Here is a 22381-nt window from a genome sequence, read left to right on the forward strand (position 1 = left end):
TATCTCGCATAAAAATTTAAATAAATTATGATTAGCATAGATAGATTTCTAAGTGACGAACAAGACCCAAAAGCGGTTGAAAAAGTTATTGGAAAATTAAACGACCTTTTAACTACAGGTGAAGAAATTTTATACTTAGCCGTACAAAAAAAACCTGCTGTAAACTTGCTTCCAGATAGCATTGCCATTACCAATAAAAGAATTTTTTACTGCGAACCCGGCAACCTGGGCTTAACGATGAATTTTAAAGATATTTCATGGAAAAGTGTTAAAGAAGTATCTTTTAAAGAAGAGTTTTTCGGCTCCAAATTTATTTGCGTTCCGCAGCACGGCGAAAATATTGTAACCGAGTTTATCCCGAAAACACAAGCCAGAAAATTACACCAGGCCGCAAACCAACAACTGGAAGAATATAAAGAACTCCTTCGTCAGCAAAAACTGGAAGAAAACCGGGCAACAGCTTCACCAATTAGCTTTAATGCACAACCTATTGCAGAAATCCCAGCAATAGAAGCCTTACCTGAACCTGAAGAGCCCATCATTCAGATTGCAGAAGTGGTAGAAGAACCAGAAGATGAAACAACATTAAAACTGCGTAAGCTTAAAACTTTATACGATAAACACCTGATTACACAGGAAGAGTATGAAGCTAAAAAGGCTGATATTTTAGATAGTTTATAAGCGCAGGTCGTCACCCTGAGTTTATTTCAGTGTATCGGCTGCGATTAAAAAGCAACAAAATGACAAGAGACGGCTGTGTGTTAAACCACACAGCCCTTTATATTGGTGTAACCTTTGATAAATGAATTTAATCCTGATTGGAATGATCTATTCCCAACATTAGAATAATCACTTCATTATATTAAGCCCCAACAATAAATGAGCATAACGACCTTACCGTGTATATAATGAAATCTAAACAAACTTACCTCCTCGCCTTACTCAGCGCATTATTGCTTTGGCTGGCCTGGCCTCCAATGCCTTATACTACACCATTATTATTAATTGGCTTGGTGCCTTTGTTTATTGCCTTGGATGCCATTACAAAAAGTGAGGTTAAAAAAACGGGTAAAAAGATATTTCTTACCGCGGGCTTAGCTTTTTTAGTTTGGAACACCGCTTCTACATATTGGGTTTACAATGCAGTTAAAGCCTATAATGGGGCGGCTGTTGCGCTTCCAGTTTCTTTAATTCCATACGGTTTAGGTGCTTTTTTAATGACTTCTGCTTTCTGGTTATACTATCGTTTAGGCAGGTATGTAAGCCAAAAAATTGCTTATCTTGGTTTAATCTCTTTTTATATTGCCCTGGAGTACCTTCAGCAAACCTGGGACCTGGCTTTCCCATGGATGACTTTAGGTAATGGATTAGCCGGCATGCACCAGCTTGCGCAGTGGTACGATTATACCGGCGTGTATGGTGGTTCTTTATGGATTTTAGTAAGTAATATCCTTGCTTTTGAAGCTTATAAAAAACTAAAATCGCAAAGCGGGTATTTAAAATACCGGCCAGCTGCAATTTGGTTATTGGTGGTTATTATTCCAATTGGAATTTCGCTAACTAAATATTATAGTGCAACGCAAAAAGGCACGCCTTCTAATGTTGTGGTGGTTCAACCCAATATAGATCCTTACCAAAAGCTGGAGAACATTCCTGCTGCAGCGCAAATCGGCATTTTAACCCACTTATCAGATTCAATAGGGCAAGTTAATACAGAATACTTCATCTGGCCCGAAACCGCTATTCCAAATTATGCCGATGAAGATAAAATAAGGTCAAACCCCGACTTCATCAGCCTTCAGAACTTTATCAGCAAATATAAAAACGGCACCTTGATTACCGGTATAGAAAGCATCAAGATTTATCCGGATAAAAAAACAGTATCGGCTAAATACTATAAAGATCAGGGATTTTATTTAGATAACTTTAATTCGGCCATGCAGGTTGAAAACTCTGCGAATGTTCAATTCTATCATAAATCCAAACTGGTTCCGGGTGCAGAGAAAATGCCATTCCCTAAAGTATTTTCTTTCTTAGATTTTGTTTTTGCAAAATTAGGCGGCAGTGTTGGTGGTTGGGGCTGGCAGGATGAACCCGGTGTTTTTTATGCCCAAAGCGGAATTGGTGCAGCTCCTGTAATTTGCTACGAAAGTTTATGGGGCGATTGGATTGGAAAATCGGTTAAGAACGGTGCCCAGTTTATCGCTATTATTACAAATGATGGTTGGTGGGGCAATACAACAGGTAAAGACCAACACGAAATGTACGCTAAGTTAAGGGCTATAGAAACCCATAGAGATGTTGCCCGCTCAGCCAATACCGGCATCTCCTGTTTTATTAACCAACGTGGAGATGTGGTAAAAAGAACTGCGTGGTGGACAAGAACTGCCATAAAAAACGACATTAACTTAAATGATGAAATTACTTTCTATGTTAAAAGTGGTGATGTTATTGCAAAATTATTTAGCTTTTTAGGCGTTATATTAGCTTTAATTATACCTTACAGAAAATGGGTAAAAAAATAAAAATATTGCTTTCACTTTTAATCATTTTTGGAAGCATCAATGTAAATGCTCAGGCTTACTTAGACAGTTTAAATAAACAGTCTAACGCGATGTTAATCGCTTACAGTAAGTCTGATTATAAAACATTATTGCAACACACCCACCCTAAAGTAGCCCAAACCATGGGTGGGGCAAAATTGGCAGAGGTTAGTTTAAAAAAAAGCATTGAAACACTTACTGCAAGTGGTTTTTCTTTTAAAAATGTTAAGTTAGGTAAGCCTTCAGAAATAATAAAGAATGGCCAGAATTACCAGTGTATTATCCCACAATCTGCAACAGCAGAAATAAATGGCAAAAAGGTTATTGTAAATAGTAACCTCCTGTGTATATCGTACGATAGCGGCAAAAACTGGTATTTTATAAATGCAGAAAAAAATCAGGAAGCCTCACTTAGGAAATTAATACCCGAAATAAGCACGAAACTGATTATTCCAAAAACGGAGTTTATTGCTCAATAAATATTAGTTTAAACACATGAAATACCACAAAAACTTTAACTGGTTTATTCTTCTTATTATTTTGGCATTAAATGTAGGCTGCGACCAGGTTTCAAAAAACATCGTGAGAAATAAAATCAGTGAGTATGAGCACATCAGCATTATTAAAGATCGTTTTACCTTAACCAAGGTAGAAAACAGTGGCGCTTTTTTAAGTCTGGGTGATAATATGCCCTATATTTTTCGCCTAATCATTTTAACTGGCCTTCCGCTGTTATTTTTAGGCTATGGCTTATATTTTCTTTTTGCAAAGCGAAACCTCCCCGGCAGCATGCAAATTGCATTATGTTTTTTAATTGGTGGCGGAATAGGTAACCTTTACGATCGGATTGTGCATGGCTCTGTTACCGATTTTATGCACATGAACTTTAAAATTTTCCAGACAGGCGTTTTCAATTTCGCAGATATTTCCATTATGATTGGCGTTGGCATCCTGCTCTTCCAGTCGCTCAGAAGCAAATTTGTTAGGCAAGACCCGGTACAAACCGGAACGGACTAAGGCAATTTTTTAAAGATATTGGCAACAACCATAGGAATATCGTTGATTGCCTTTTCAGGATTACTCACTTCTCCCTGTGCCCAGCCTCTCCAGATTAACTTAGAGGTTTTTCGTTCTATAATATCAATTACAATACTGCCCTCTTTTATTTGCATATGCCGGGCCCTGCTACCTACATAAACCGGAAGCGGATCAGTATAGGTGTAATAATAAACATGCCTTCCTTTATAGTAACCAACCCTTGGCATTAGCCTGGCCGGCGGATTATAGTAAACCGGGTCGTTGTAGGTAACATTCTGTTTGTTTACATCTACAGTATACTTTAACAATAAATCCGGTGCAGTATTGTTCATAGAAAATCCGCGCTTATCCATTTCAGCACTTGCAACATCAACTATTTTATCGCTTGCAATATCGTTATTATAGGCTGATGTGGTTTTTGTTTGTGATTCGGGGATCCAGGCATAAGTTTTATAATGCTGGGCATTTACTGGCTTGTTACTGACTGAAAAATAATCGTAGGTTGAGCAACTCGTTAAGCAAATAGTCAGACTCAAAAAAATGAATATCTTTTTCATAACCATCTAATTTGTAATTTAGACTACATGTCAAACCAAAAGTTTATTTACTGATAACAAATAAGTTGCATGTAATAAACAAACATTAAACACCTTTAATTGTTTGTTTAGCAATCATCAAAAAACAATATAAAACATGAAAAGAAATGCAACAGCCATTTGGCAAGGATCAGGAAAAGAAGGTAAAGGGAATTTAACCACTCAAAGTACAACATTAAGCAATACGCAATATTCTTTCAATTCTCGCTTTGCAGAAGGTGTAGGTACAAACCCCGAAGAATTAGTGGCAGCAGCTCATGCAGGTTGTTTTACCATGAAACTTTCTTTCAATATCGACGAAGCAGGTTTTACTGCCGAAAAATTGGAGACAAAATGCGACATTAATCTTGATCCGTCACAAGGCGCTATTGTAGAATCACATTTAACTTTAACAGCTACTGTTCCTGGATTATCAAAAGAAAAATTTGATGAACTGGTTGCTGACGCTGAAAAAAACTGCCCAATTTCAAAATTACTGAACACCAAAATAACCGTTGACGCTACCCTTGCTTAAAAGGAAGCTTAATAAAAAACCCTCATTAAGTTAAGCCTAATGAGGGTTTTTTATTAAATCATATATTTTCCTACAATTGGCATTCGGCGGCCCATGCCAAAAGCTTTAGGCGAAACCCTTAAAATTGGAGGCGTTTGGTAACGCTTAAACTCTGCGATGTTTACCATTTTTAATATTCGTTTAACCAGGCTTTCATCGTAACCTTCAGCAATAATTGTGGCAGAACCTTTTTTCAATTCAATATGTTCAAAAAGGATTTTGTCGAGAATATCGTAATCAGGCAGCGAATCAGAATCCTTTTGGTCTGGCCTTAACTCTGCTGATGGTGGTTTAACAATAGTATTGATGGGAATAATTTCTCTTTCTTTATTAATGTATTTAGCCAGTTCAAAAACCTGGGTTTTATACACATCACCAATTACACCAATCGCGCCACACATATCGCCATATAACGTACCATATCCTACCGCGCACTCGCTTTTATTAGAAGTATTAAGTAAAATGTAACCAAATTTATTGCTCATTGCCATAACCACGGTTCCGCGTATACGTGCCTGAATATTTTCTTCAGTCAGGTTAAAGGGCAAACCCTTAAAAGCAGGTGCCAACATGCTGTCAAAAGCTTCTGCAGCCTCTTTAATAGGAACAATTTCGTGCATACATCCAATATTATTGGCTAAGTCCAATGCATCCTGTACAGAATGGTCAGATGAGAATTTTGATGGCATTAAAACAGCCATTACGTTCTCTGCTCCTAAAGCCCGGCAGGCCAATGCACAAACTACAGCAGAATCTATCCCACCCGATAAACCTAAAACAGCTTTTGCAAAACCTGATTTTTTGAAATAATCCTGAATACCTAAAATTAATGCATCATGTATTTGTTCAATATCTGTAGCACGCGGAGCCTCGGGATATTTATTTCGTACATTTTCAACTTCATCTAAATCAAAAACCTGAAGATCTTCTTCAAATGATTTCATTTCGGCTTTCTTCTCACCCTGCGCATCAAAAACCAATGAGCCACCATCAAAAATAATTTCTGTTTGTGCACCCACCTGGTTTACATAAAACAATGGCAACTTATATTTTCTGGCATTATCTGCCAACACCTGAATGCGTTCTTCATCGTGCATATAAGAAAAGGGCGAGGCCGCAATATTAATCATCACATCTGGCTGCTCCTTAATCAATTCGTCCATTGGATTGGAAACATACAACGGGTTATCATTAATGTTCCAAAGATCTTCGCAAATGGTTAATGCAATTCTTTTCCCCTTAAAATCAATGCATTTAAAGCTCGTAGCAGGTTCAAAATAACGATACTCATCAAATACGTCATACGTAGGCAGAAGCGCTTTCTTAGCGATGGATTTTACTTTTCCTCCTTCGATAAAATAAGCCGCATTAAACAAATCTTTACCTTGTAAAACATTATTTTTAACAGGCAAACCTACTATGCAGGCTATGTCGGTACAATGCCTGGCAATTTCGAGGGCCGCATTTTCACAAAGTGAAACAAATTCATCAAACTCTAAAAAATCACGTGGCGGATAGCCGCAAATGGCCAACTCAGCAAACACAACCAAATCTGCTCCTTTACTTTTAGCCATTTCAATATGGCTTATTATTTTCTGGGTATTTAACTCAAAATTGCCAATGTGATAATTTAATTGCGCTAATGCTATTTTCATGGTTATGGTATCAAGGAATTAGTTATGGAGTAAATTGTAACGGGTATCAGGAAAATTAATATCATTAAAAAAATACACCGAAATTAAGGGCCAAATAATGGTTTTTAACGTTTCGTGCTTTATCCGTTACAATATTAGTAAAGCCATTATTAAAAGTTAAACCGGCTACAATGCTTGTATTACCCGAAATATCAAATTCACCACCACCGCCAATAATTAATCCGGCACGGTAAAACTTGCTATAATCGTATATGTTCATACCATCTATTTTTGTATTGCTCGTTACAGCATCTTGTTTTGCATTTAAAAGAAACGAATTAGACAAGCCAAACTGACCATACCAACGCTTACCGTCGGCCTTTATCGTTTTTAATTTAATGGTCAACGGCAGGTCTAAATACTGAAGTTTATATTTTAAGTCGTAGGCAACAGGAACGTTTGGACCTACGCCATTAGGCACCGCCCGAATAATATTTGAAGGATCTACTTCGGTACTTTTACCGTTAACACTTGTAATGGTTAATGCGGTAGAAAAACTATAGTTAGGAGCGAAATTGAAATCGCCGATTAAGCCGTAAGAAAAACCCAATGCAACGCCATCGGTTTTACCTTGCTCCGGTTTAATCCACCCGATGGTTGGTGTAGCAGTTAAGCCTAACCTGAAGCCATAACTGGTTAAAGGCGAATTTTGCGCCCAAGCGCCAAAACTTAAAAATGATAAAATTAAAATAGTCCCTATTCTTTTCATACTTTATGTGTTTATATTTGTTGTACATGATGTATAACGTAAAACACCGGCAAATTTATCTATTTTTTCTTTTTGCCATCATATTTATTTCCTGTAAGCATAGTAACCGCCCTGATGTAAGCAAAATAAACGTCGACATAAAAATAGAAAGATTCGATAAAGTGCTTTATGCAGGTAAAGGAAAGGACATTTCGATTACCAATACATTTTTAAATAAAAATTATGGTTTGTTTTATGATGACTATATCCATCGCATGGTTGGAACGCCAGCATACAGCAACGAAGAAATTATTAACACACTTTATAAAGACCCCGCTTACACGGATTTAACCAAAGAAGTGGATAGTGTTTTTCCAAACCTAAAGATACAGGAAGCAGGTTTAACAGAGACTTTTAAATACATTAAGTATTATTACCCAAAAGCTAAATTGCCTAAGTTTATTTCTTTTGTATCGGGTTTTTCTTACCAAATGCCAGTTGGCGATAATTACCTGGGCATTGGACTGGATATGTTTTTAGGCAAAGACAGTAAATTTTATAAAGGCATAATCGAGAGTGTTCCTTTATATTTATCTAAGCGGTTTACACCCGAAAATATTGTTCCGCGCGTTGCAGAAACGTATGCACATGAAGAACTTTTCAGGGAGCCCGACGAAAACAGGTCGTTGTTATCAAAAATGATCTTTCAGGGAAAAATTCTTTATTTTTTAGATCAGGTTTTACCTGAAAGTGTAACAGACTCTACTAAAATTGGCTATACGACGCAACAATTGGGCTGGGCTCAAAATTTTGAAGGCGATATCTGGGCTTATTTTTTAGAAAACAATTACCTGTATGAAACCGATTACCAAAAGATCCAGGTTTTCTTATCTGAAGGGCCTTTTACACCTGGACTGGGTGAAAACCGAGAATCGGCACCAAAGCTTGGCGTGTGGACCGGCTGGCAAATTGTAAGAAAATATATGAAAGAAAATCCTGAGGTAACTTTACAACAGCTAATGGCCGAAAAGGATGCTCAAAAAATTTTAAATCTTTCCAGGTACAAGCCTAAACAGAAATAATTTTAAATTGAAGTTTTCGTTTAAAACGAAACATAGTAACAAATCATCATTCTCAAATCCAATATAGATCATCTCACATCCATATAAATGAAAGTTGGCATTGTATTATCAGGCGGGGGCATAAGAGGAATAGCACATTTAGGTGTTTTAAAGGCATTCAGTAATCTCGGAATTACTTTTAGCCACATCAGCGGCACCAGTGCAGGAGCTATTGCAGGCGCTTTTTTTGCCGCAGGTATTGACCCCGAAGAAGGCTTAAATATTTTCTTAAAAACTAAATTATGGCGCTTTATCCGTCCCTCAGTAGGGTCGCTTGGCTTAATTAATATAGAAAATACTTCCAGAATTTTAGAAGAATATTTTCCTCATGATACGATTGAAGGCCTTAAAATTCCATTAACCATTGCGGCTGTTAATTTTAGCGAGGGTAAATTAAAGTACTTTACAAAAGGCCCGTTAATTCGCGCCATACTGGCTTCAAGTTGCATCCCGGGAATTTTTAAACCCATTATGATACACGACCAGATGTATGTGGATGGTGGCATTTTAAATAACTTCCCGGTTGAACCGTTAATGAAAGATTGCGACTTTATTATTGGCTCATCCTGCAACCACCTTAATCCTGTTGATAAAATAACCGGAATCACCAATTTAATGGGAAGGGCCGGTGTAATGTCAATTAACCACGATATGGAAAGAAAGGCTAAATTTTGCAACATGATGATTGAACCTAAAGGCATGGGTGCAATTAGCACATTCGATATGAAAAGAGCGGAAGACATTTACTGGCTGGCACACGAAGAAGCCTTAAAAACCATTAAAAGCAGTCCAACCATTAGAGAATTGATTACAAAGTAATGTTAGCCGAAATATAATTAATACTACAAACACAAAACTTAAAGCTACATAAATAAGAGTTATTTTACACGGAAAAATACATTCTAAAAATTACCCAGACGAAATAAAAAAACTACATTTTTCTTGGCAATAAAGGAATATTTCTTTACATTAGGATTATAATTCGCAAATGCGAAGCACTAAACCTAAATGTCTATCCATGTTTTTCACCTTAATTATTCTTCATCAAAGAAGAAGGATTCCTGTTTTTACCATATTCTAATGTGATGTTAGCACTCCATAAACATCACTACTTTTTACCTAAAAAAACAAAAACATGAAATTCTTAAATTTAAATAAAAATCTTTTTATTGCCCTTGCGTTAACTTCTGTATTATTTTCTTGTAAGAAAGAAAAGCCAGCTGAAAATGCAGATTTAGCAAAACCGGAATTAACAGGTGTTAATTCTCTTGAAAATATTCAAATCTGTACAGAGCGAACCCTTGATGGAATTACACCAAGAGGCGCCGTTTTAAAATCGACCAAATGGGCGCCCGGAACAACCCTTAAAGTAAGTTTAGATGGGGGCACGCCTGCCATAAGAACTAAGGTAATACAGTTTGCTAAAGAATGGGAAAATTACGCCAACATTAAATTCAATTTTGTAACTAACGACAATACGGCTAAAATCAGGGTAAGTTTCGCAAGTGGTGGCTCATGGTCATACATTGGAAAAGGAACGCCACGCAGTGGCGCAACCATGAACTTTGGCTGGTTAAAAGAAAGTACTGCCGATTCTGAATATAGCCGTGTGGTAATACACGAATTTGGCCATGCCTTAGGGATGATCCACGAGCATCAACATCCTTTGGTTAGTATTCCATGGGATAAACCAGCTGTTTATGCTTATTACGCTGGAGCTCCGAATTATTGGAGCCAGGCGGATGTAGATAATAATTTATTTAAAAAATACGATACCACACAAACCAATAACAGTGCTTATGATCCAAAATCAATTATGCATTATTCGGTTCCTAACGAATTAACCATTGGTGATTTTGAGGTTGGATTGAATACCGTATTATCTTCAACTGATAAAACATTTATTGCTTCCGTATATCCATTTTAAAAAATAGATCAATTACACACAGTGGCAACGATGCCACTGTGTATTTTTCTTTTTAACTAAAAAACAGCTATGCAGATTACTTTACGGATACCTCTTTTAAAATATTTATTAATCTGTTTAATCTTTGTTATAGCTTTTCAAGTTGCTTCAGCACAAAATACTTCAACCAAATGGAGCATAAAACCTTCAGTTGGTTTTCAACAATCCCGTTCCGGGTGGTCCATTGCCGGCAATCCTGATGGCACCGATCCTAATATATTATCTGAGGTAATCTGGAAAAATCTAAAAGGGCCCAGTTTTGGATTGGACATTAAATACAACATCACGGATAAACTTGGGGTTAAGGTTGCCAGTCAATACGCTAAAATCGTAAAAGGCACTGCTGAGGATACCGATTATGCAGATGACAACCGCCAGGGTGCATTCTACTATGATCTGCTTAATGCCAATAAAGGTTATTTATACGATATGGATCTGCAGCTCAATTATCAGATTTTAAAGTTGGGTAACTTTAACATTGACCCAATTATTGGCATTTCTTATCATCAGCAGAAATTTCATTTGTTAGAAAGTGGTGATAACCCCGCCAGTAACGGGTTAAATTCTACTTACGAAGCCAAATATAAAGGCTTTGATTTTGGCGGTGCCTTTATTTTTAAAACAGACGCATTTAGTATTGGTGCTACTGTTTTAGCTGGTTTTTACACCTATTCGGCAAAGGCTAACTGGAATTTAATACCCGATTTTGCAAAACCCGTAAGTTTCACACATAAAGCCAACGCTTTTTCATTGAGTGGTGATATTAACATCAGCGTACCCTTGAATAAAAATTTAAGCATAGAAGCAGATTATAAAATCAATAATATCAATACCTATTCGGGGGTAGATAAAGCCTATTATAATAACAGAAACACTGAAGAAACCCAATTTAACGGTGCAACCTTTAGAAAAAATGCTGCGTTATTGGGCTTAAATTTTGTCTTTTAATTTTTAAGTGCCACCAACCGTTCGCCTTCTAAAACCGGAATGGCAGTACAAACATTTAATTTCAGGCAAAAAACAACGTCCTCTTCTATATTAAGCTCTGCCAAGCGGTTGCTATGTGATGATTTATGTAAATATCCCCTTAAATTATCTTTTGCCAGCAAATACAAATCTTCGGCAGCAACGCTCGAATCATCGAAATGTTCAAAATTTTTACGCAGGCTGTTTACAACTGCACCCGCAAACAAAGTATCTTCTAAATTAAACTGATCTTTCCAACCCGCACAAAGTAAAAGCACGTTTTTATCCTGATCTTTTAAGTATGCACAAAGCGAATCTAAATTTAAAAAGGAACCAATTACAACCTGAAATGCTCTTTTATTTGCCAGATGCAAGGCTTTAGTCCCGTTGGTAGTGGTTAAAACAATAGTTTTACCCTCAACTTTGTCTTTTGTATAAGAAAATGGCGAATTTCCAAAATCATAGCCTGCAACTACTTCACCATTGCGCTCAGCAGCAAGCAAATAACCTTTATTGCCATAATTTAAACAATCTTCAACATTGGCAACCGGAATAATGGCTTCTGCCCCATTATCAATTCCATAAGTAATGGATGAAGTTGCCCTTAAAATATCTATAACAACAACAATGCTTTGCTCAATATCGTATAAATCGATCAACGCCGGTGTTAAACAAACTTCTATTTTCTTTGACATAAAAAAAGGTAAAAGGAATAAGGTACAAGACATAGGGCTTTGGCGTATTAAACCCTAAACCTTATACCTCATACCCCTAAACCTTATTTATAAAAAGGGAATTTAACCACTTTTGCTTTTATTGGCGTATTGCGGATATTAATGAAGATTTCTGTGCCTTCTTTCGCAAAATCTTTTGCCACATAACCCATACCAATTGCTTTTTGCAACGATGGCGCCTGCGTACCCGAAGTTACTTTACCAATTACATTTCCTGCTGCATCAGCAATTTCATAATCGTGACGCGGAATACCGCGATCGATCATTTCAAAACCTACCAGTTTCTTTTGTATACCCGCTTCTTTTTGTGCTTGTAAAGCCTCAGAATTGGTGAAAGTTTTAGAAAACTTTGTAATCCAGCCTAAGCCAGCTTCAATTGGTGAAGTGGTATCGTCGATATCATTCCCATATAAACAGAAACCCATTTCCAGACGTAAAGTATCACGTGCACCTAAACCAATTGGCTTAATGTTATACGCTGCACCCGCTTCGAAAATTGCATTCCAGATTACTTCAGCATGTTCGTTTTCAAAATAAATTTCGAAACCTCCTGCACCTGTATAACCTGTTGCAGAAATTAATACGTTCTCTACACCTGCAAAAGTACCTTTAACAAAAGAGTAGTACTCCATCGATGCCAAATCAACTTCGGTTAAGCTTTGTAAAGCATCAGCCGCTTTTGGCCCCTGAATAGCTAAAAGTGAAGTTTGATCAGAAATATTATGCATTTCTACATTGCTGGTATTAAACGACTGAATCCAGTTCCAATCTTTCTCTATATTAGATGCGTTAACAACAAGCATGTAGCTTTTTTCATCCAGGCGATAAACCAAAAGATCATCTACAATACCACCATCTTTATTTGGTAAGCAAGAGTATTGAACTTTACCATCGTAAAGTTTTGAAGCATCATTACTGGTTACACGCTGAATTAAATCCAAAGCATTTTCGCCTTTTAAAATAAACTCGCCCATATGGCTTACATCAAAAACACCAACTCCATTACGAACAGTTGCATGTTCTGCATTTATACCTTCATAAGTTACAGGCATATTATACCCTGCAAATGGAACCATTTTAGCGCTTAAAGCGATGTGTTTTTCTGTTAATGCCGTATTTTTCATTCTTGATTTTCTTGTGCGCAAAACTACTAAGAAAAAGATAAAAATTTGAGGTTAATTTTAAAGGCGTTTAGATGTGACTTTTGGAAATGAATGGCCGCATTTCATTGCATTCTTAGCCCCGCTTTTTGTTTCTCCCGAAGAAAATCGGGCTTCACGACAATCGGGTTTATTAAACTAAAAATTGTCCTGGAATTTAACCGGATTAAGTAATATGCAATAAATGCATGTATTGCTTGCAGAAAGCCTTTATTTAGCAAACCATAGCGTAAATATGTAACGCCGTTTATATTTTCTACGAAACTTATCGGATGTAATAATTTCTCAAAAGTTAAGCACTGATTAAACCTTCGTAAATTTTGAGCATTTTTGAAGTAATAAGCTGAATGCTGTGGTCGTTCTCAACCGTTTTTCGGGCATTATCTCCAATTTCCATCCATTTTTTAGGGTTTATAATACACTGAAGGATGGAACGATAAAATTCATCGGCAGAATCGGCTATTAAAATATCATATCCATGCTTACAATTAATACCTTCGGCCGCGGTTGTGGTTGCAATAATGCATTTTTTCATTGCCATACCTTCTATAATTTTTACCCGCATACCCGTTCCCGAAATCAATGGCACAATCATAATGGCTTTCGAATTCATAAAATCAACTGCATCAAAAACCTCACCTTCAACAATCAGGTTTTCTGAGTCGTACTCGAAAAAATGTTTTTGCATATTTTTTCCGGCAATGTAAAAGCGAAGGTCCTTGTTCAGCTTTTCAATATCCGGCCATATATCATCCAGAAACCATTCCAGCCCTTCCTGGTTTGGCCTCCAATCCATGGCCCCCAGATGAAAAAGGGTTGGAAAACTGGTTTTACTTTTATCTACCTTGTATTTTTCTAAATCAATAGCAACCGGGAAAACCGTCATTGGTATTTCGCAGCCAAACCTTAAAATATCCTGCCTGTCGGGCTCACTAATTGCAAAAATCTGGTGAAATCGGTTAATCTGGTCTGTTTCATAGGCTTTTAACCGCTGTGCTAAAAAAGCGAGGTATTTACGCCTTACAATAAATTTCTCCAAATGTGCAAGCCTTTCCCACATCGTAAATTCTATATTGTGTGCCCTGTAAATTAGCTTGGCACTGCTATTTGCTTTAACCGTATCCAGATAAGGCACAACAAAAAGGCCTTCGAACTGGATAATATCAAAAACATTTTCCCGCAGGATACTTTCCAGGTGCTTTGCCGCATCCTCACTAAAATACCTGGAAACATTATATGATTCGTTTGTGAAAATATTAAAAAATGCCGACCACACATTTACGTCCGTGTCCAGATCGTAGGTATGAAATTTAATCTGATCAAAAATAGGATCATAAATATCTTCAACATCTATTTTGCCTTTGGTTGGGTTAAGACTAAACAAAGTTATATCTGCACCAAGCTGCAGCAAGCCTTTCATGGTGTTGTAAACCACAATTGGATAACCACTATTTGGCGGAAAGGGAACCCGCTTAGTAATTAACAAAATTTTCACAATGCTGTGAAAATACGAAATTTAAGCCTGCTTTGGAAACAGTTCTAACTGTGGATCGCTAACATTAAAAGTTTTACGGTGAAATGGCGATAAACCAATCTCAATTACAGCGCGGCGATGTGCAATGGTAGGATAACCTTTATTCTGGGCCCAATTGTAATGAGGAAAATCTATATGAAGGTGATCCATATATTCATCGCGATGCGTTTTGGCTAAAATTGAAGCCGCTGCAATATTCAGGTATTTTCCATCGCCTTTAACAATGCAGCTATGTGGAATTTGCGGATAAGTTTTAAAACGATTTCCATCAATAACCAAATACTGTGGTTGTGTTATTAATTTTTCGATGGCGCGGTGCATCGCCAGAAAAGATGCATTTAAAATATTAATGCGATCGATTTCCTCATGATCTACTGAAGCTACCGCCCAGGCTAATGCCTCTTTTTCTATAATTGGGCGAAGATGCTCCCGCTGCTTATGGTTAAGCTGTTTTGAATCGTTTAAACCTTCGAAAAAAAAATCTCTGGGCAAAATTACAGCTGCAGCAAAAACTGGTCCTGCCAGGCACCCCCTGCCCGCTTCATCACATCCGGCTTCTAAAAATTCTTGCTGATAGCAATTTAACAACATAAGGCAAATTTATGTATTTATCTTTTGTGAAACGGGAATTAAAAGATTAAATTGTTGCATAATTCTACATGAGATACAACGAAATTTTAGCAAACCGCGTTCGCGAGCTTTTAAGGCACTTACCTAAAGTAGAAGAAAAACTAATGTTTAGCGGACTGGTGTTTATGGTTGATGACAAGATGTGTATTGGCGTAAAACAACATGAATTAATGCTTAGGATTAATCCTGAACAGGAAGAAGAACTGGTCGAAAAAAATGGTTGCACACAAATGGTGCACGGAAAAAAAACGATGAAGGGTTATGTTTTGGTAGAAGAAGAGGTATTACACCACAACCAGGAACTTAACCATTGGGTAAACTTAGCGCTAAATTTTAATCCGCTTGCCAAAGCATCAAAAAAACGAAAAACCAACTAAACGCGTAAAATATGCATCTTATTAATAAATATTTCCCTTTAATTTTTGGATTATTCTTTTTGTTAACCGAAATCCATCGGAATGTTAAATTAAGGAATAAAGGAGAGCGAAAAAATACTGGGGCTGATAAAAACAGTTTGACCATTTTATGGGTTACAATTGGCATATCCATGTTTCTCGGTGGCTTTCTTACCCAATTTGAGCGTACCCGAATTACCATTTTTCAGCCCTACTGGTTTTATTTTGGTGTACTGATTGCTCTTGCTGGTTTTATACTCAGGTTTGTTGCAATACAGCAGCTGGGTAAATCATTTACGGTTGATGTGCAGATTGCAGAAAATCAACAACTAAAGCAAGATGGGCTTTACGCTACGCTTCGGCATCCATCGTATACCGGTGCATTAATGGCTTTTTTAGGCTTGGCTATTACCTTTTCAAACTGGTTAAGTTTAATCGTGATCTGCATTCCGGTTTTTTTAGCATTCATTTATAGAATTTCGATAGAAGAAGGCGTACTCAAAGCAGAATTTGGCAATGATTATGTTGAGTACTGCAAAAAAACGAAACGACTGATTCCTTATTTATATTAATTTAAGGCATTGAATCTTGAAATTAAACAAGAATTCGATTTACAAAAACGGATTTTATTTTTAAACGCTAACATTCTGCCCTTTAACATCAAAAGCATCGCGCAGTCCAATAGCCAAAACATTAAAAGCATAAACGGTAAGCATAATGGCTAAACCTGGCAAAACGGCCAAATAAGCCGCATCCATAATTATATAGCCGTAATGTTCTTTAATCATTCCGCCCCAGCTGGGCATTGGGGGTTGTGCGCCAAAACCTAAAAAGCTTAACCCCGTTTCCAATAAAATGGCCGAAGCAAAATTAGACGATGCCACAACCAAAATTGGGCCGGCAATATTTGGTAAAATATGTTTTATAATTGTTCTCGAAGTACTGAAACCTAAAGCCCTTGCAGCTTCTACAAATTCTACTTCTTTTAAACCCATAACCTGCCCGCGAACTAAGCGCGCAACATCTACCCAGGTTGATAATCCTACAGCAATAAAAATTTGCCAAAAACCTTTTCCTAAGGCAAATGAAATGGCAATAACCAGCAGCAAAGAAGGTAATGACCATACTACATTCATAAACCAGCTGATTGCGGCATCTACTTTCCCGCCAAAATAACCCGCTATGGCACCCAAACTTACGCCTATAAATAAGGAAATAAGGACCGCCATTAAACCAACGGATAAGGACACCCGGATGCCCAATATTAACCGGCTTAATAAATCCCTTCCATAAATATCAGTACCTAAAAGAAATTTTTGTTTATATAAATTATGTCTTTCAAAAAGCATTTTAGGACTACCTAACTTTGAAGGCAATAAACAATTACTGCACAATTCTTTCAGGTCGTATTTGGTTTCTTCTGCTTTTTCATCGTCGCCGATATACTCCCGCACCCATACCTGATTGTTTGCAATACGCCATGAAGTAATGGGAATACTTTTAAAATCGGGTTCTTGCCCATAAAGCATTTTTTCGAGAAAACCCACCTGTTTTACTTTACCATTTTTACTGATGATTAAAAACTGAAAAGAACTTCCGGGTTTTTTATTGCTGAGTTGCAGGTGCATAACATTTGCATCTGGAGAACTATCTGGCATAATTAAATAGCCCAAAACCCCCATTAGCATTAAAAGCAAAATAAATATAAGCCCTCCAAAAGCAAATTTATTTCGCTTAAACTTTAACCAAACTTTTTTTGATGGGCTATTATCCATTATCTAACCATTCTGCCTTTCCAATTGTATTTTCCGCTATTGCCGGCAATGCCGATGTAGACCATGTATAAAATATGCAGTACATTTAAAACAGGGATTAAGATGAGTAACCTTCGCCTGTTGGCAAACTTGGTTACATCCAATAAAAATAAGGTTTCTAAAAGCATTTTTATTACCAGCTGCCAAAAAACCACGACTAAAAATCCATTGAAAAATAATCCGGTAATAAAATTAGCAAGCATGCTTACATTGAAAAGCCAGATCAGTACCCCAAGCACAATAATCCCTTTGTTTTTGTAACGCGTGCTTTTAGATGCCCATCGCCTTCTCTGCTGAATAAATGCATTTAAGTTTTCCTTCGCATGCGTATAAACAATGGCGTCTTTATTTTTCAAAAACCCAATTCTATCGGGATATTTAGAAGCAATTTTATGCAATAATAATTCATCATCTCCAGAGGCTAAATCATCAATTCCAGTAAAACCACCGACCTCATAAAATGTTTCTTTCTCATAAGCCAGGTTAGCACCATTACAGGTTGAGGGTTGTTTATTACCAATTGTTGATGCTCCAAGGCCAATTAAATATAGAAATTCCAAGGACTGTAACCGTTCAAAAAAACTTTTTTCTTCGAAATAAGCTACGGGTGATGAGATCATTTTATAGCCTTTTTCTTCATATAAAGCCACCACTGTTTCCAACCACTTTGGCCCCATCCGGCAATCGGCATCGGTGGTGATAATTAAGTCGCCCTGGCAAGTATTTATTGCGGTTTGAATGGCTTTCTTTTTATAAGAATTTAAAGCCCTGTCTTCATTTAACTTGATAAGTTGTACATTTTTGTCCGAGTAACTTAAAACAATTTCTGCGGTCCGGTCTGTTGAGTGGTCGTCGATAATTATAATTTCCGTAAAGTGTTTCGCATAGCCCTGTGCAAGCAAATCATCAATGGTTTTGGCAATTTTTTCTTCTTCATCACGCGCAGCAACAATAATCGATACTTTGGTTTTAGGCGCGTGCTTTGCCGGATAGAAATAAACAAGCTTATGCCAGCCCCGAATAAAGCTGATGACTAAAAAACCATAAATTAGGGTTAGAGCAGCGGAAAGTAGACTAAGTAGATTTAAGATTTCCAAAAAAATTGAGTTTAAAAACGAAATATGTGCCTAATATAGCAGGAATTATAATATTTATAAGCCAAATGCTGGCCGTACATGCAATTACAGCGGCATGTTGATCTGTTATGTGCTTAAATAATTCGACAGCAGTTACGCTTCGAATACCTACATCAAACAAATCTAATGAAGGCAAGGCCGATTGAATCAGGAAGAGGATACAAATCATCATTACAATATCAGCATAATGCAAACCCGGAACCAGCCAAACAAAAAGAATAAAATACTGAGAACTAAAAACCAGGTAACGGGCAAAACAATAAACGAGTATTTTAAACAACTCGCCTTTTTTATACCTGGCTAATACGCTATAAAACTTTTTATATTTTCTGGTAAACTTGATAGAGAGCAATATTCCGTTTAGCCATTTAATATTGAAATAGAATACCAGAAAAAACAAACAAAAAGCAATGGCTAAGATCACAATTGCACTAAAAAACAATGGATCGACCGGAATAAAGCGATGGATAAAAAAGCATGCAGCGATGGCTCCAAATACGTTGGTTAAAACCATTTGCCCAATGTTACCAACAGCCATGGCTACCACACCAATAATGCGCCGCTTTGGAGATAGAAAAAATACTCTTCCGCCGTATTCACCCAGGCGATTGGGCGTAAAAATTGCCAGTGTTAAACCACAAAAAACTGATTCTATTGCCCGCCACAAAGAAATTCTTTCTACATGGTTGATTAAACGCTTCCATTTTGCGGCTTCTAAAAACCAGTTAAAAAGCATGAGTAAAACCACAAAACCTATAACCAGGCCAATTTCAACACTTCCGATATTGCGTAATAATTCGCCAAAGTTATGCAGATTTTTATTCGCAACCAGTTTATGGTATATAAACCAGAATGCAAACATAACAATGGCTGCCTTTATAACAATTGAAAGTATTTTTTTATTCCTGCTCGTCAAGTTTATCTTTTTAGTTTGCAAATATGCTTAATATTGCTGTAATGTTGAACGAAAAAAAGGAACGGATCATTATGGGCATAGACCCTGGTACGGCGGTGATGGGCTATGGTGTAATTTTAGAGAAAGGGAATAAGACTGAATTATTAAGTTTAGGGGTGGTTAAAATGACGCATCTGGATGATCCATTTTTAAAACTTCAACGGATTTTTGAAAAAACTGTTGTTTTAATTGATCAGTATAAACCAGATGTTTTGGCTATTGAAGCACCTTTTTACGGAAAAAACATACAAGTGCTTTTAAAATTAGGAAGGGCGCAGGGTATTGCTATTGCGGCAGCGTTATCGAGAAACATTTCCGTAACGGAGTATTCGCCCAGAAAGATTAAACAATCCATTACCGGCAGTGGTAATGCCTCTAAAGAACAGGTTGCCGCCATGCTGCAAAGGTTGCTGAATTTTAAAGAAACGCCTGAATTTTTAGATGCAACCGATGGTTTAGCCGTTGCGGTTTGCCATTCTTTTCAGAAAATCACTTCAGGAGGAAAATCTAAAACCTATTCGGGTTGGGAATCTTTTGTAAGTGATAATAAAAAGAAGGTTACGGGCATAGCTGCCAAAGTAAAAAAATAAATTTCGGGAGAATATTTTTCGAAGAACAGACATCATCAATGCTGCCGGTCCGTTCTTCGAAATGATAAAAACAATTAAGTTCCCGGAGTTTGATTGATCATCTTTTTAGTTGCATCATCCAGGACCAGTTTATTCTTTCTGACAAAATATTTAACCGTAAAGAATATACCAATGCCGGCTAAAACCAACAACCACAAATTAGAAATTGCAATAATAATTTCCTTAAAGATGGTCCAGCCGTTTACAATACCCAGCCAAAGCCTAGTTGTAAAAGCTGGCCGATAATCGTACAAATTGTCATTGGCAACAATCATGGTTTTCACTGTATTATCCTGATAAAAATTAAGGGTAATGGTACTAAACTTTACCTTGCTGTCAATTTGCATATTATCAATTTTCTTATCTACATAATCATCTTTAATGTAGAGGGACGATTCGACATTTGCACTTTTCTTGGTTGCAACTTTATTAATCTTATTGATGGCATCAACCCGGTTTTGAGCTTTTAATTTATTTGATAAATATATAATGCTCTGGTCATCCATTTTCAGTTGCTGATGATCTACAAAAACAGCCATTTTAGCAATGGTGTTCGTAAAATCATCTAATTTTTCAGATGGAACTTTCGCCACCAGGTAACCTTGGGTACGATAAGAAGTAATTTCCTTTAACGAATCGGTAGATTGTTTAACCTTATCTGTTTCCTGGATGTTACTTTCTATGGAAAACTCTGCTACGGTACCTCCTTCGGTTTTAATGGCTGCACTAAGCTGTTCTTTTGTTTTCTGAACATCTTTAACCCTAAACCGCATATCAGCAGTTTTAATAATTTTCTCTGCGGTACTATCTGCTAAATCTTTTTTTAATTCTTCAGCGTTAACAATGTCGGCACTGGCATACTTTTCATTCGATTTTTGGCAGCCAAACAATCCTAAAACTATGGCTATAGCAATAATATTCCTTTTCATGATCTTGCGGTTCTAAAAAAATAATCATTTTAATATTTGCTTCAAATGGCCATTAGAAGTTCAGCGTTTTTTGGTTAGTTTTTAACGCTCTTTTCACTTAATACAACAAATTGATTTAGGTAACCCAACAGTGGGTTTGGGATTGCCAGAAAGGCATAGACAGGTTTAAACAACAAAAAAGCCGGTCATGAATAAACATGACCGGCTTTTATATTTTGATAGCAAATTGCTTATGCGTCTAAAATTTTAAATACACCTTTAATGCAAATAATTGCACCAATGAAAAGGATAATCCAAGAAACTAAAGATAAAACCCATGAATCGAATGCAAAACGAGCATAAGTACCAACCATACAAACCAGTACTCCAAAAATCATTAATTTATAAATACCAGGCTCATTAGCCTTTTTCATGCTTTCTGTATTGTGTTTTAATTCGTTTTCCATAATTCTTTTATTTTATGATGCTGCAAAAGTAATACTTATTGCTGAATAATTATAAAACTTAGTAACTTTTTAATCGTTCTAATCTTTGTTTTGCTTTCTCCTTATCATTTAATTTTTCGCCCTGGTACAAAGGCTTTTCCCAATCGCCATACATGGGGTTTGGCAATACAATATATTTCGCACCAAATAAGGATTGGTTGTCATTTACCTGTTCAAAAGTATCTCTACCATTTCTATAAAAAATATTGGAAAAATCGCTTAAATTATCACCGCAAAGCAATAGTATATTATATTTTTCGGCAACGGCTTGTCGCCTTGGCTCCTTATCTGACGTTCCTTTAGAAACCATTAAGTGGGCTTCATCAGCATAAGGGAAGCCAAATTTCTGCAGGTTTTTTAGCGTAGCATTATAATCTTTCTCATCACGGTTACTGAGGTAAATGGTTTCAATATTTTTGCTTGCCGCAAATTTTAAAAAAGCCAAAGCGCCTGGAACAGTATCGGCCTGTGCTAAATTTGTCCATTCGGTCCAATCGGCGGGATTGTAACTTAAATCTTTTTTAATCTCGTGGCCTTGAAATGGAGCGTTATCTAAAACCGTTTCGTCAATATCAACAATTACACAGTTGGGTTTGGTACTTTTAACCTCCCAAAGCGCTTCTTTCAATGATAAACGTGCAAAGTTATAGGCCTGAAAACATAATGCCCTGTACTCGCCAGAACGTTGTTGCCACAAAACAGCATTGGTATAATCCCTGGCCGGAGATTGTGCAAGACTAAAGAACGGAGCAGCGAAACCAATAATGATGAAGATGTATTTTTTCATAATTTGAAATTAAAGTACAAAGATATTA

25 protein-coding genes are annotated in these 22381 nt (G+C 36.8%); 12 read left to right on the plus strand and 13 right to left on the minus strand.

Features of this window, described 5'->3' with window-relative positions:
- The first annotated feature begins 27 nt into the window (after window positions 1–27).
- From R2Q77_RS01315 to lspA, 4 genes are all read left to right on the plus strand, one after another.
- Window positions 28–681 carry a PH domain-containing protein gene (locus tag R2Q77_RS01315; protein ID WP_316801907.1) on the plus strand — a complete coding sequence of 218 codons (654 nt, stop codon included), beginning with the start codon at window positions 28–30 and terminating at the stop codon, window positions 679–681.
- A gap of 227 nt (window positions 682–908) precedes the next feature.
- Window positions 909–2525, plus strand: coding sequence for an apolipoprotein N-acyltransferase (lnt, locus tag R2Q77_RS01320; RefSeq protein ID WP_316801908.1), 1617 nt, complete (start codon window positions 909–911; stop codon window positions 2523–2525).
- Window positions 2510–3022, plus strand: a complete 513-nt coding sequence (locus R2Q77_RS01325; RefSeq protein ID WP_316801909.1) for a hypothetical protein — start codon at window positions 2510–2512, stop codon at window positions 3020–3022. The genes lnt and R2Q77_RS01325 overlap by 16 nt, the downstream gene beginning before the upstream one ends.
- A 16-nt stretch (window positions 3023–3038) precedes the next feature.
- Complete coding sequence (gene lspA, locus R2Q77_RS01330; protein ID WP_316801910.1) at window positions 3039–3560, plus strand: signal peptidase II; 522 nt, start codon at window positions 3039–3041, stop codon at window positions 3558–3560.
- On the opposite strand, the gene R2Q77_RS01335 is transcribed toward lspA, so the two are convergent.
- The gene (locus R2Q77_RS01335; RefSeq protein ID WP_316801911.1) at window positions 3557–4138 is read right to left on the minus strand and encodes a DUF4136 domain-containing protein; all 582 of its coding nucleotides are present in this window, start codon (window positions 4136–4138) and stop codon (window positions 3557–3559) included. The genes lspA and R2Q77_RS01335 overlap by 4 nt on opposite strands.
- A gap of 136 nt (window positions 4139–4274) precedes the next feature.
- Here R2Q77_RS01335 and R2Q77_RS01340 point away from each other — a divergent pair, with 136 nt between their 5' ends.
- Window positions 4275–4691 carry an OsmC family protein gene (locus tag R2Q77_RS01340; RefSeq protein WP_316801912.1) on the plus strand — a complete coding sequence of 139 codons (417 nt, stop codon included), beginning with the start codon at window positions 4275–4277 and terminating at the stop codon, window positions 4689–4691.
- 53 nt (window positions 4692–4744) lie between these two features.
- On the opposite strand, the gene R2Q77_RS01345 is transcribed toward R2Q77_RS01340, so the two are convergent.
- Both R2Q77_RS01345 and R2Q77_RS01350 read right to left on the minus strand, forming a co-directional pair.
- Window positions 4745–6385 (minus strand): NAD+ synthase, encoded by a 1641-nt coding sequence (locus R2Q77_RS01345; RefSeq protein ID WP_316801913.1) that lies wholly within the window; start codon window positions 6383–6385, stop codon window positions 4745–4747.
- Between the two features lie 64 nt (window positions 6386–6449).
- Window positions 6450–7133 carry a porin family protein gene (locus R2Q77_RS01350; RefSeq protein WP_316801914.1) on the minus strand — a complete coding sequence of 228 codons (684 nt, stop codon included), beginning with the start codon at window positions 7131–7133 and terminating at the stop codon, window positions 6450–6452.
- Between the two features lie 26 nt (window positions 7134–7159).
- On the opposite strand from R2Q77_RS01350, the gene gldB reads away from it, so the two are divergent.
- The 4 genes from gldB (at window position 7160) to R2Q77_RS01370 (ending at window position 11147) form a co-directional block, all read left to right on the plus strand.
- Window positions 7160–8194, plus strand: a complete 1035-nt coding sequence (gene gldB / locus R2Q77_RS01355; protein ID WP_316801915.1) for a gliding motility lipoprotein GldB — start codon at window positions 7160–7162, stop codon at window positions 8192–8194.
- Between the two features lie 87 nt (window positions 8195–8281).
- The gene (locus R2Q77_RS01360; protein ID WP_316801916.1) at window positions 8282–9052 is read left to right on the plus strand and encodes a patatin-like phospholipase family protein; all 771 of its coding nucleotides are present in this window, start codon (window positions 8282–8284) and stop codon (window positions 9050–9052) included.
- A 316-nt stretch (window positions 9053–9368) separates the two neighbouring features.
- On the plus strand, window positions 9369–10160 hold the full coding sequence (locus tag R2Q77_RS01365) for a M12 family metallopeptidase (RefSeq protein WP_316801917.1): 792 nt from the start codon (window positions 9369–9371) through the stop codon (window positions 10158–10160).
- Between the two features lie 69 nt (window positions 10161–10229).
- Window positions 10230–11147 carry a hypothetical protein gene (locus R2Q77_RS01370; protein ID WP_316801918.1) on the plus strand — a complete coding sequence of 306 codons (918 nt, stop codon included), beginning with the start codon at window positions 10230–10232 and terminating at the stop codon, window positions 11145–11147.
- On the opposite strand, the gene R2Q77_RS01375 is transcribed toward R2Q77_RS01370, so the two are convergent.
- The 4 genes from R2Q77_RS01375 to R2Q77_RS01390 form a co-directional block, all read right to left on the minus strand.
- Window positions 11144–11860: a 2-phosphosulfolactate phosphatase gene (locus tag R2Q77_RS01375; protein ID WP_316801919.1), complete on the minus strand. Its 717-nt coding sequence runs from the start codon at window positions 11858–11860 to the stop codon at window positions 11144–11146. The two genes, R2Q77_RS01370 and R2Q77_RS01375, sit on opposite strands and share 4 nt — an antisense overlap.
- Before the next feature lie 83 nt (window positions 11861–11943).
- Window positions 11944–13023, minus strand: a complete 1080-nt coding sequence (gene gcvT / locus R2Q77_RS01380) for a glycine cleavage system aminomethyltransferase GcvT (protein ID WP_316801920.1) — start codon at window positions 13021–13023, stop codon at window positions 11944–11946.
- Window positions 13024–13351: 328 nt separating this feature from the next.
- Window positions 13352–14554: a glycosyltransferase family 4 protein gene (locus R2Q77_RS01385; RefSeq protein WP_316801921.1), complete on the minus strand. Its 1203-nt coding sequence runs from the start codon at window positions 14552–14554 to the stop codon at window positions 13352–13354.
- Between the two features lie 21 nt (window positions 14555–14575).
- Window positions 14576–15184 carry a ribonuclease HII gene (locus R2Q77_RS01390; RefSeq protein WP_316801922.1) on the minus strand — a complete coding sequence of 203 codons (609 nt, stop codon included), beginning with the start codon at window positions 15182–15184 and terminating at the stop codon, window positions 14576–14578.
- Window positions 15185–15252: 68 nt separating this feature from the next.
- On the opposite strand from R2Q77_RS01390, the gene R2Q77_RS01395 reads away from it, so the two are divergent.
- On the plus strand, window positions 15253–15600 hold the full coding sequence (locus R2Q77_RS01395) for a TfoX/Sxy family protein (protein ID WP_316801923.1): 348 nt from the start codon (window positions 15253–15255) through the stop codon (window positions 15598–15600).
- An 11-nt stretch (window positions 15601–15611) separates the two neighbouring features.
- The gene (locus R2Q77_RS01400; protein WP_316801924.1) at window positions 15612–16190 is read left to right on the plus strand and encodes an isoprenylcysteine carboxylmethyltransferase family protein; all 579 of its coding nucleotides are present in this window, start codon (window positions 15612–15614) and stop codon (window positions 16188–16190) included.
- A gap of 60 nt (window positions 16191–16250) precedes the next feature.
- Here R2Q77_RS01400 and R2Q77_RS01405 read toward each other — a convergent pair whose 3' ends face one another.
- The 3 genes from R2Q77_RS01405 to R2Q77_RS01415 are packed head-to-tail and all read right to left on the minus strand — an operon-like array spanning window position 16251 to window position 19484.
- Complete coding sequence (locus tag R2Q77_RS01405) at window positions 16251–17393, minus strand: ABC transporter permease (protein WP_316801925.1); 1143 nt, start codon at window positions 17391–17393, stop codon at window positions 16251–16253.
- Window positions 17393–18529, minus strand: coding sequence for a glycosyltransferase family 2 protein (locus R2Q77_RS01410; RefSeq protein ID WP_316801926.1), 1137 nt, complete (start codon window positions 18527–18529; stop codon window positions 17393–17395). Before R2Q77_RS01410 ends, R2Q77_RS01405 begins: the two co-directional genes overlap by 1 nt.
- Window positions 18507–19484 carry a lysylphosphatidylglycerol synthase domain-containing protein gene (locus R2Q77_RS01415; RefSeq protein WP_410479239.1) on the minus strand — a complete coding sequence of 326 codons (978 nt, stop codon included), beginning with the start codon at window positions 19482–19484 and terminating at the stop codon, window positions 18507–18509. Before R2Q77_RS01415 ends, R2Q77_RS01410 begins: the two co-directional genes overlap by 23 nt.
- A 41-nt stretch (window positions 19485–19525) precedes the next feature.
- On the opposite strand from R2Q77_RS01415, the gene ruvC reads away from it, so the two are divergent.
- Window positions 19526–20113 (plus strand): crossover junction endodeoxyribonuclease RuvC, encoded by a 588-nt coding sequence (gene ruvC / locus R2Q77_RS01420; RefSeq protein WP_316801928.1) that lies wholly within the window; start codon window positions 19526–19528, stop codon window positions 20111–20113.
- Between the two features lie 74 nt (window positions 20114–20187).
- On the opposite strand, the gene R2Q77_RS01425 is transcribed toward ruvC, so the two are convergent.
- The 3 genes from R2Q77_RS01425 to R2Q77_RS01435 all read right to left on the minus strand — a co-directional run bounded on the left by R2Q77_RS01425 (window position 20188) and on the right by R2Q77_RS01435 (window position 22353).
- Window positions 20188–21081 (minus strand): DUF4349 domain-containing protein, encoded by an 894-nt coding sequence (locus R2Q77_RS01425; RefSeq protein ID WP_316801929.1) that lies wholly within the window; start codon window positions 21079–21081, stop codon window positions 20188–20190.
- Window positions 21082–21311: 230 nt separating this feature from the next.
- On the minus strand, window positions 21312–21527 hold the full coding sequence (locus R2Q77_RS01430) for a hypothetical protein (RefSeq protein WP_316801930.1): 216 nt from the start codon (window positions 21525–21527) through the stop codon (window positions 21312–21314).
- 58 nt (window positions 21528–21585) lie between these two features.
- The gene (locus R2Q77_RS01435; RefSeq protein WP_316801931.1) at window positions 21586–22353 is read right to left on the minus strand and encodes a 5'-nucleotidase, lipoprotein e(P4) family; all 768 of its coding nucleotides are present in this window, start codon (window positions 22351–22353) and stop codon (window positions 21586–21588) included.
- Window positions 22354–22381: the final 28 nt, after the last annotated feature.

The organism is Pedobacter nototheniae, assembly GCF_032678625.1.
Taxonomy (GTDB): Bacteria; Bacteroidota; Bacteroidia; order Sphingobacteriales; family Sphingobacteriaceae; genus Pedobacter; species Pedobacter nototheniae_A.

Excerpts from the sequence above, each read along its gene's own strand:
- ruvC (WP_316801928.1), top strand. The coding sequence starts at position 19,526 with ATGTTGAACGAAAAAAAGGAACGGATCATTATGGGCATAGACCCTGGT.
- R2Q77_RS01325 (WP_316801909.1), top strand. The coding sequence starts at position 2,510 with ATGGGTAAAAAAATAAAAATATTGCTTTCACTTTTAATCATTTTTGGA.
- R2Q77_RS01405 (WP_316801925.1), bottom strand. The coding sequence starts at position 17,393 with ATGGATAATAGCCCATCAAAAAAAGTTTGGTTAAAGTTTAAGCGAAAT.
- lnt (WP_316801908.1), top strand. The coding sequence starts at position 909 with ATGAAATCTAAACAAACTTACCTCCTCGCCTTACTCAGCGCATTATTG.
- R2Q77_RS01345 (WP_316801913.1), bottom strand. The coding sequence starts at position 6,385 with ATGAAAATAGCATTAGCGCAATTAAATTATCACATTGGCAATTTTGAG.
- R2Q77_RS01375 (WP_316801919.1), bottom strand. The coding sequence starts at position 11,860 with ATGTCAAAGAAAATAGAAGTTTGTTTAACACCGGCGTTGATCGATTTA.
- gcvT (WP_316801920.1), bottom strand. The coding sequence starts at position 13,023 with ATGAAAAATACGGCATTAACAGAAAAACACATCGCTTTAAGCGCTAAA.
- R2Q77_RS01340 (WP_316801912.1), top strand. The coding sequence starts at position 4,275 with ATGAAAAGAAATGCAACAGCCATTTGGCAAGGATCAGGAAAAGAAGGT.
- R2Q77_RS01365 (WP_316801917.1), top strand. The coding sequence starts at position 9,369 with ATGAAATTCTTAAATTTAAATAAAAATCTTTTTATTGCCCTTGCGTTA.
- lspA (WP_316801910.1), top strand. The coding sequence starts at position 3,039 with ATGAAATACCACAAAAACTTTAACTGGTTTATTCTTCTTATTATTTTG.
- R2Q77_RS01400 (WP_316801924.1), top strand. The coding sequence starts at position 15,612 with ATGCATCTTATTAATAAATATTTCCCTTTAATTTTTGGATTATTCTTT.
- R2Q77_RS01435 (WP_316801931.1), bottom strand. The coding sequence starts at position 22,353 with ATGAAAAAATACATCTTCATCATTATTGGTTTCGCTGCTCCGTTCTTT.
- R2Q77_RS01360 (WP_316801916.1), top strand. The coding sequence starts at position 8,282 with ATGAAAGTTGGCATTGTATTATCAGGCGGGGGCATAAGAGGAATAGCA.
- gldB (WP_316801915.1), top strand. The coding sequence starts at position 7,160 with ATGATGTATAACGTAAAACACCGGCAAATTTATCTATTTTTTCTTTTT.
- R2Q77_RS01395 (WP_316801923.1), top strand. The coding sequence starts at position 15,253 with ATGAGATACAACGAAATTTTAGCAAACCGCGTTCGCGAGCTTTTAAGG.
- R2Q77_RS01315 (WP_316801907.1), top strand. The coding sequence starts at position 28 with ATGATTAGCATAGATAGATTTCTAAGTGACGAACAAGACCCAAAAGCG.
- R2Q77_RS01390 (WP_316801922.1), bottom strand. The coding sequence starts at position 15,184 with ATGTTGTTAAATTGCTATCAGCAAGAATTTTTAGAAGCCGGATGTGAT.
- R2Q77_RS01430 (WP_316801930.1), bottom strand. The coding sequence starts at position 21,527 with ATGGAAAACGAATTAAAACACAATACAGAAAGCATGAAAAAGGCTAAT.
- R2Q77_RS01335 (WP_316801911.1), bottom strand. The coding sequence starts at position 4,138 with ATGAAAAAGATATTCATTTTTTTGAGTCTGACTATTTGCTTAACGAGT.
- R2Q77_RS01370 (WP_316801918.1), top strand. The coding sequence starts at position 10,230 with ATGCAGATTACTTTACGGATACCTCTTTTAAAATATTTATTAATCTGT.
- R2Q77_RS01350 (WP_316801914.1), bottom strand. The coding sequence starts at position 7,133 with ATGAAAAGAATAGGGACTATTTTAATTTTATCATTTTTAAGTTTTGGC.
- R2Q77_RS01425 (WP_316801929.1), bottom strand. The coding sequence starts at position 21,081 with ATGAAAAGGAATATTATTGCTATAGCCATAGTTTTAGGATTGTTTGGC.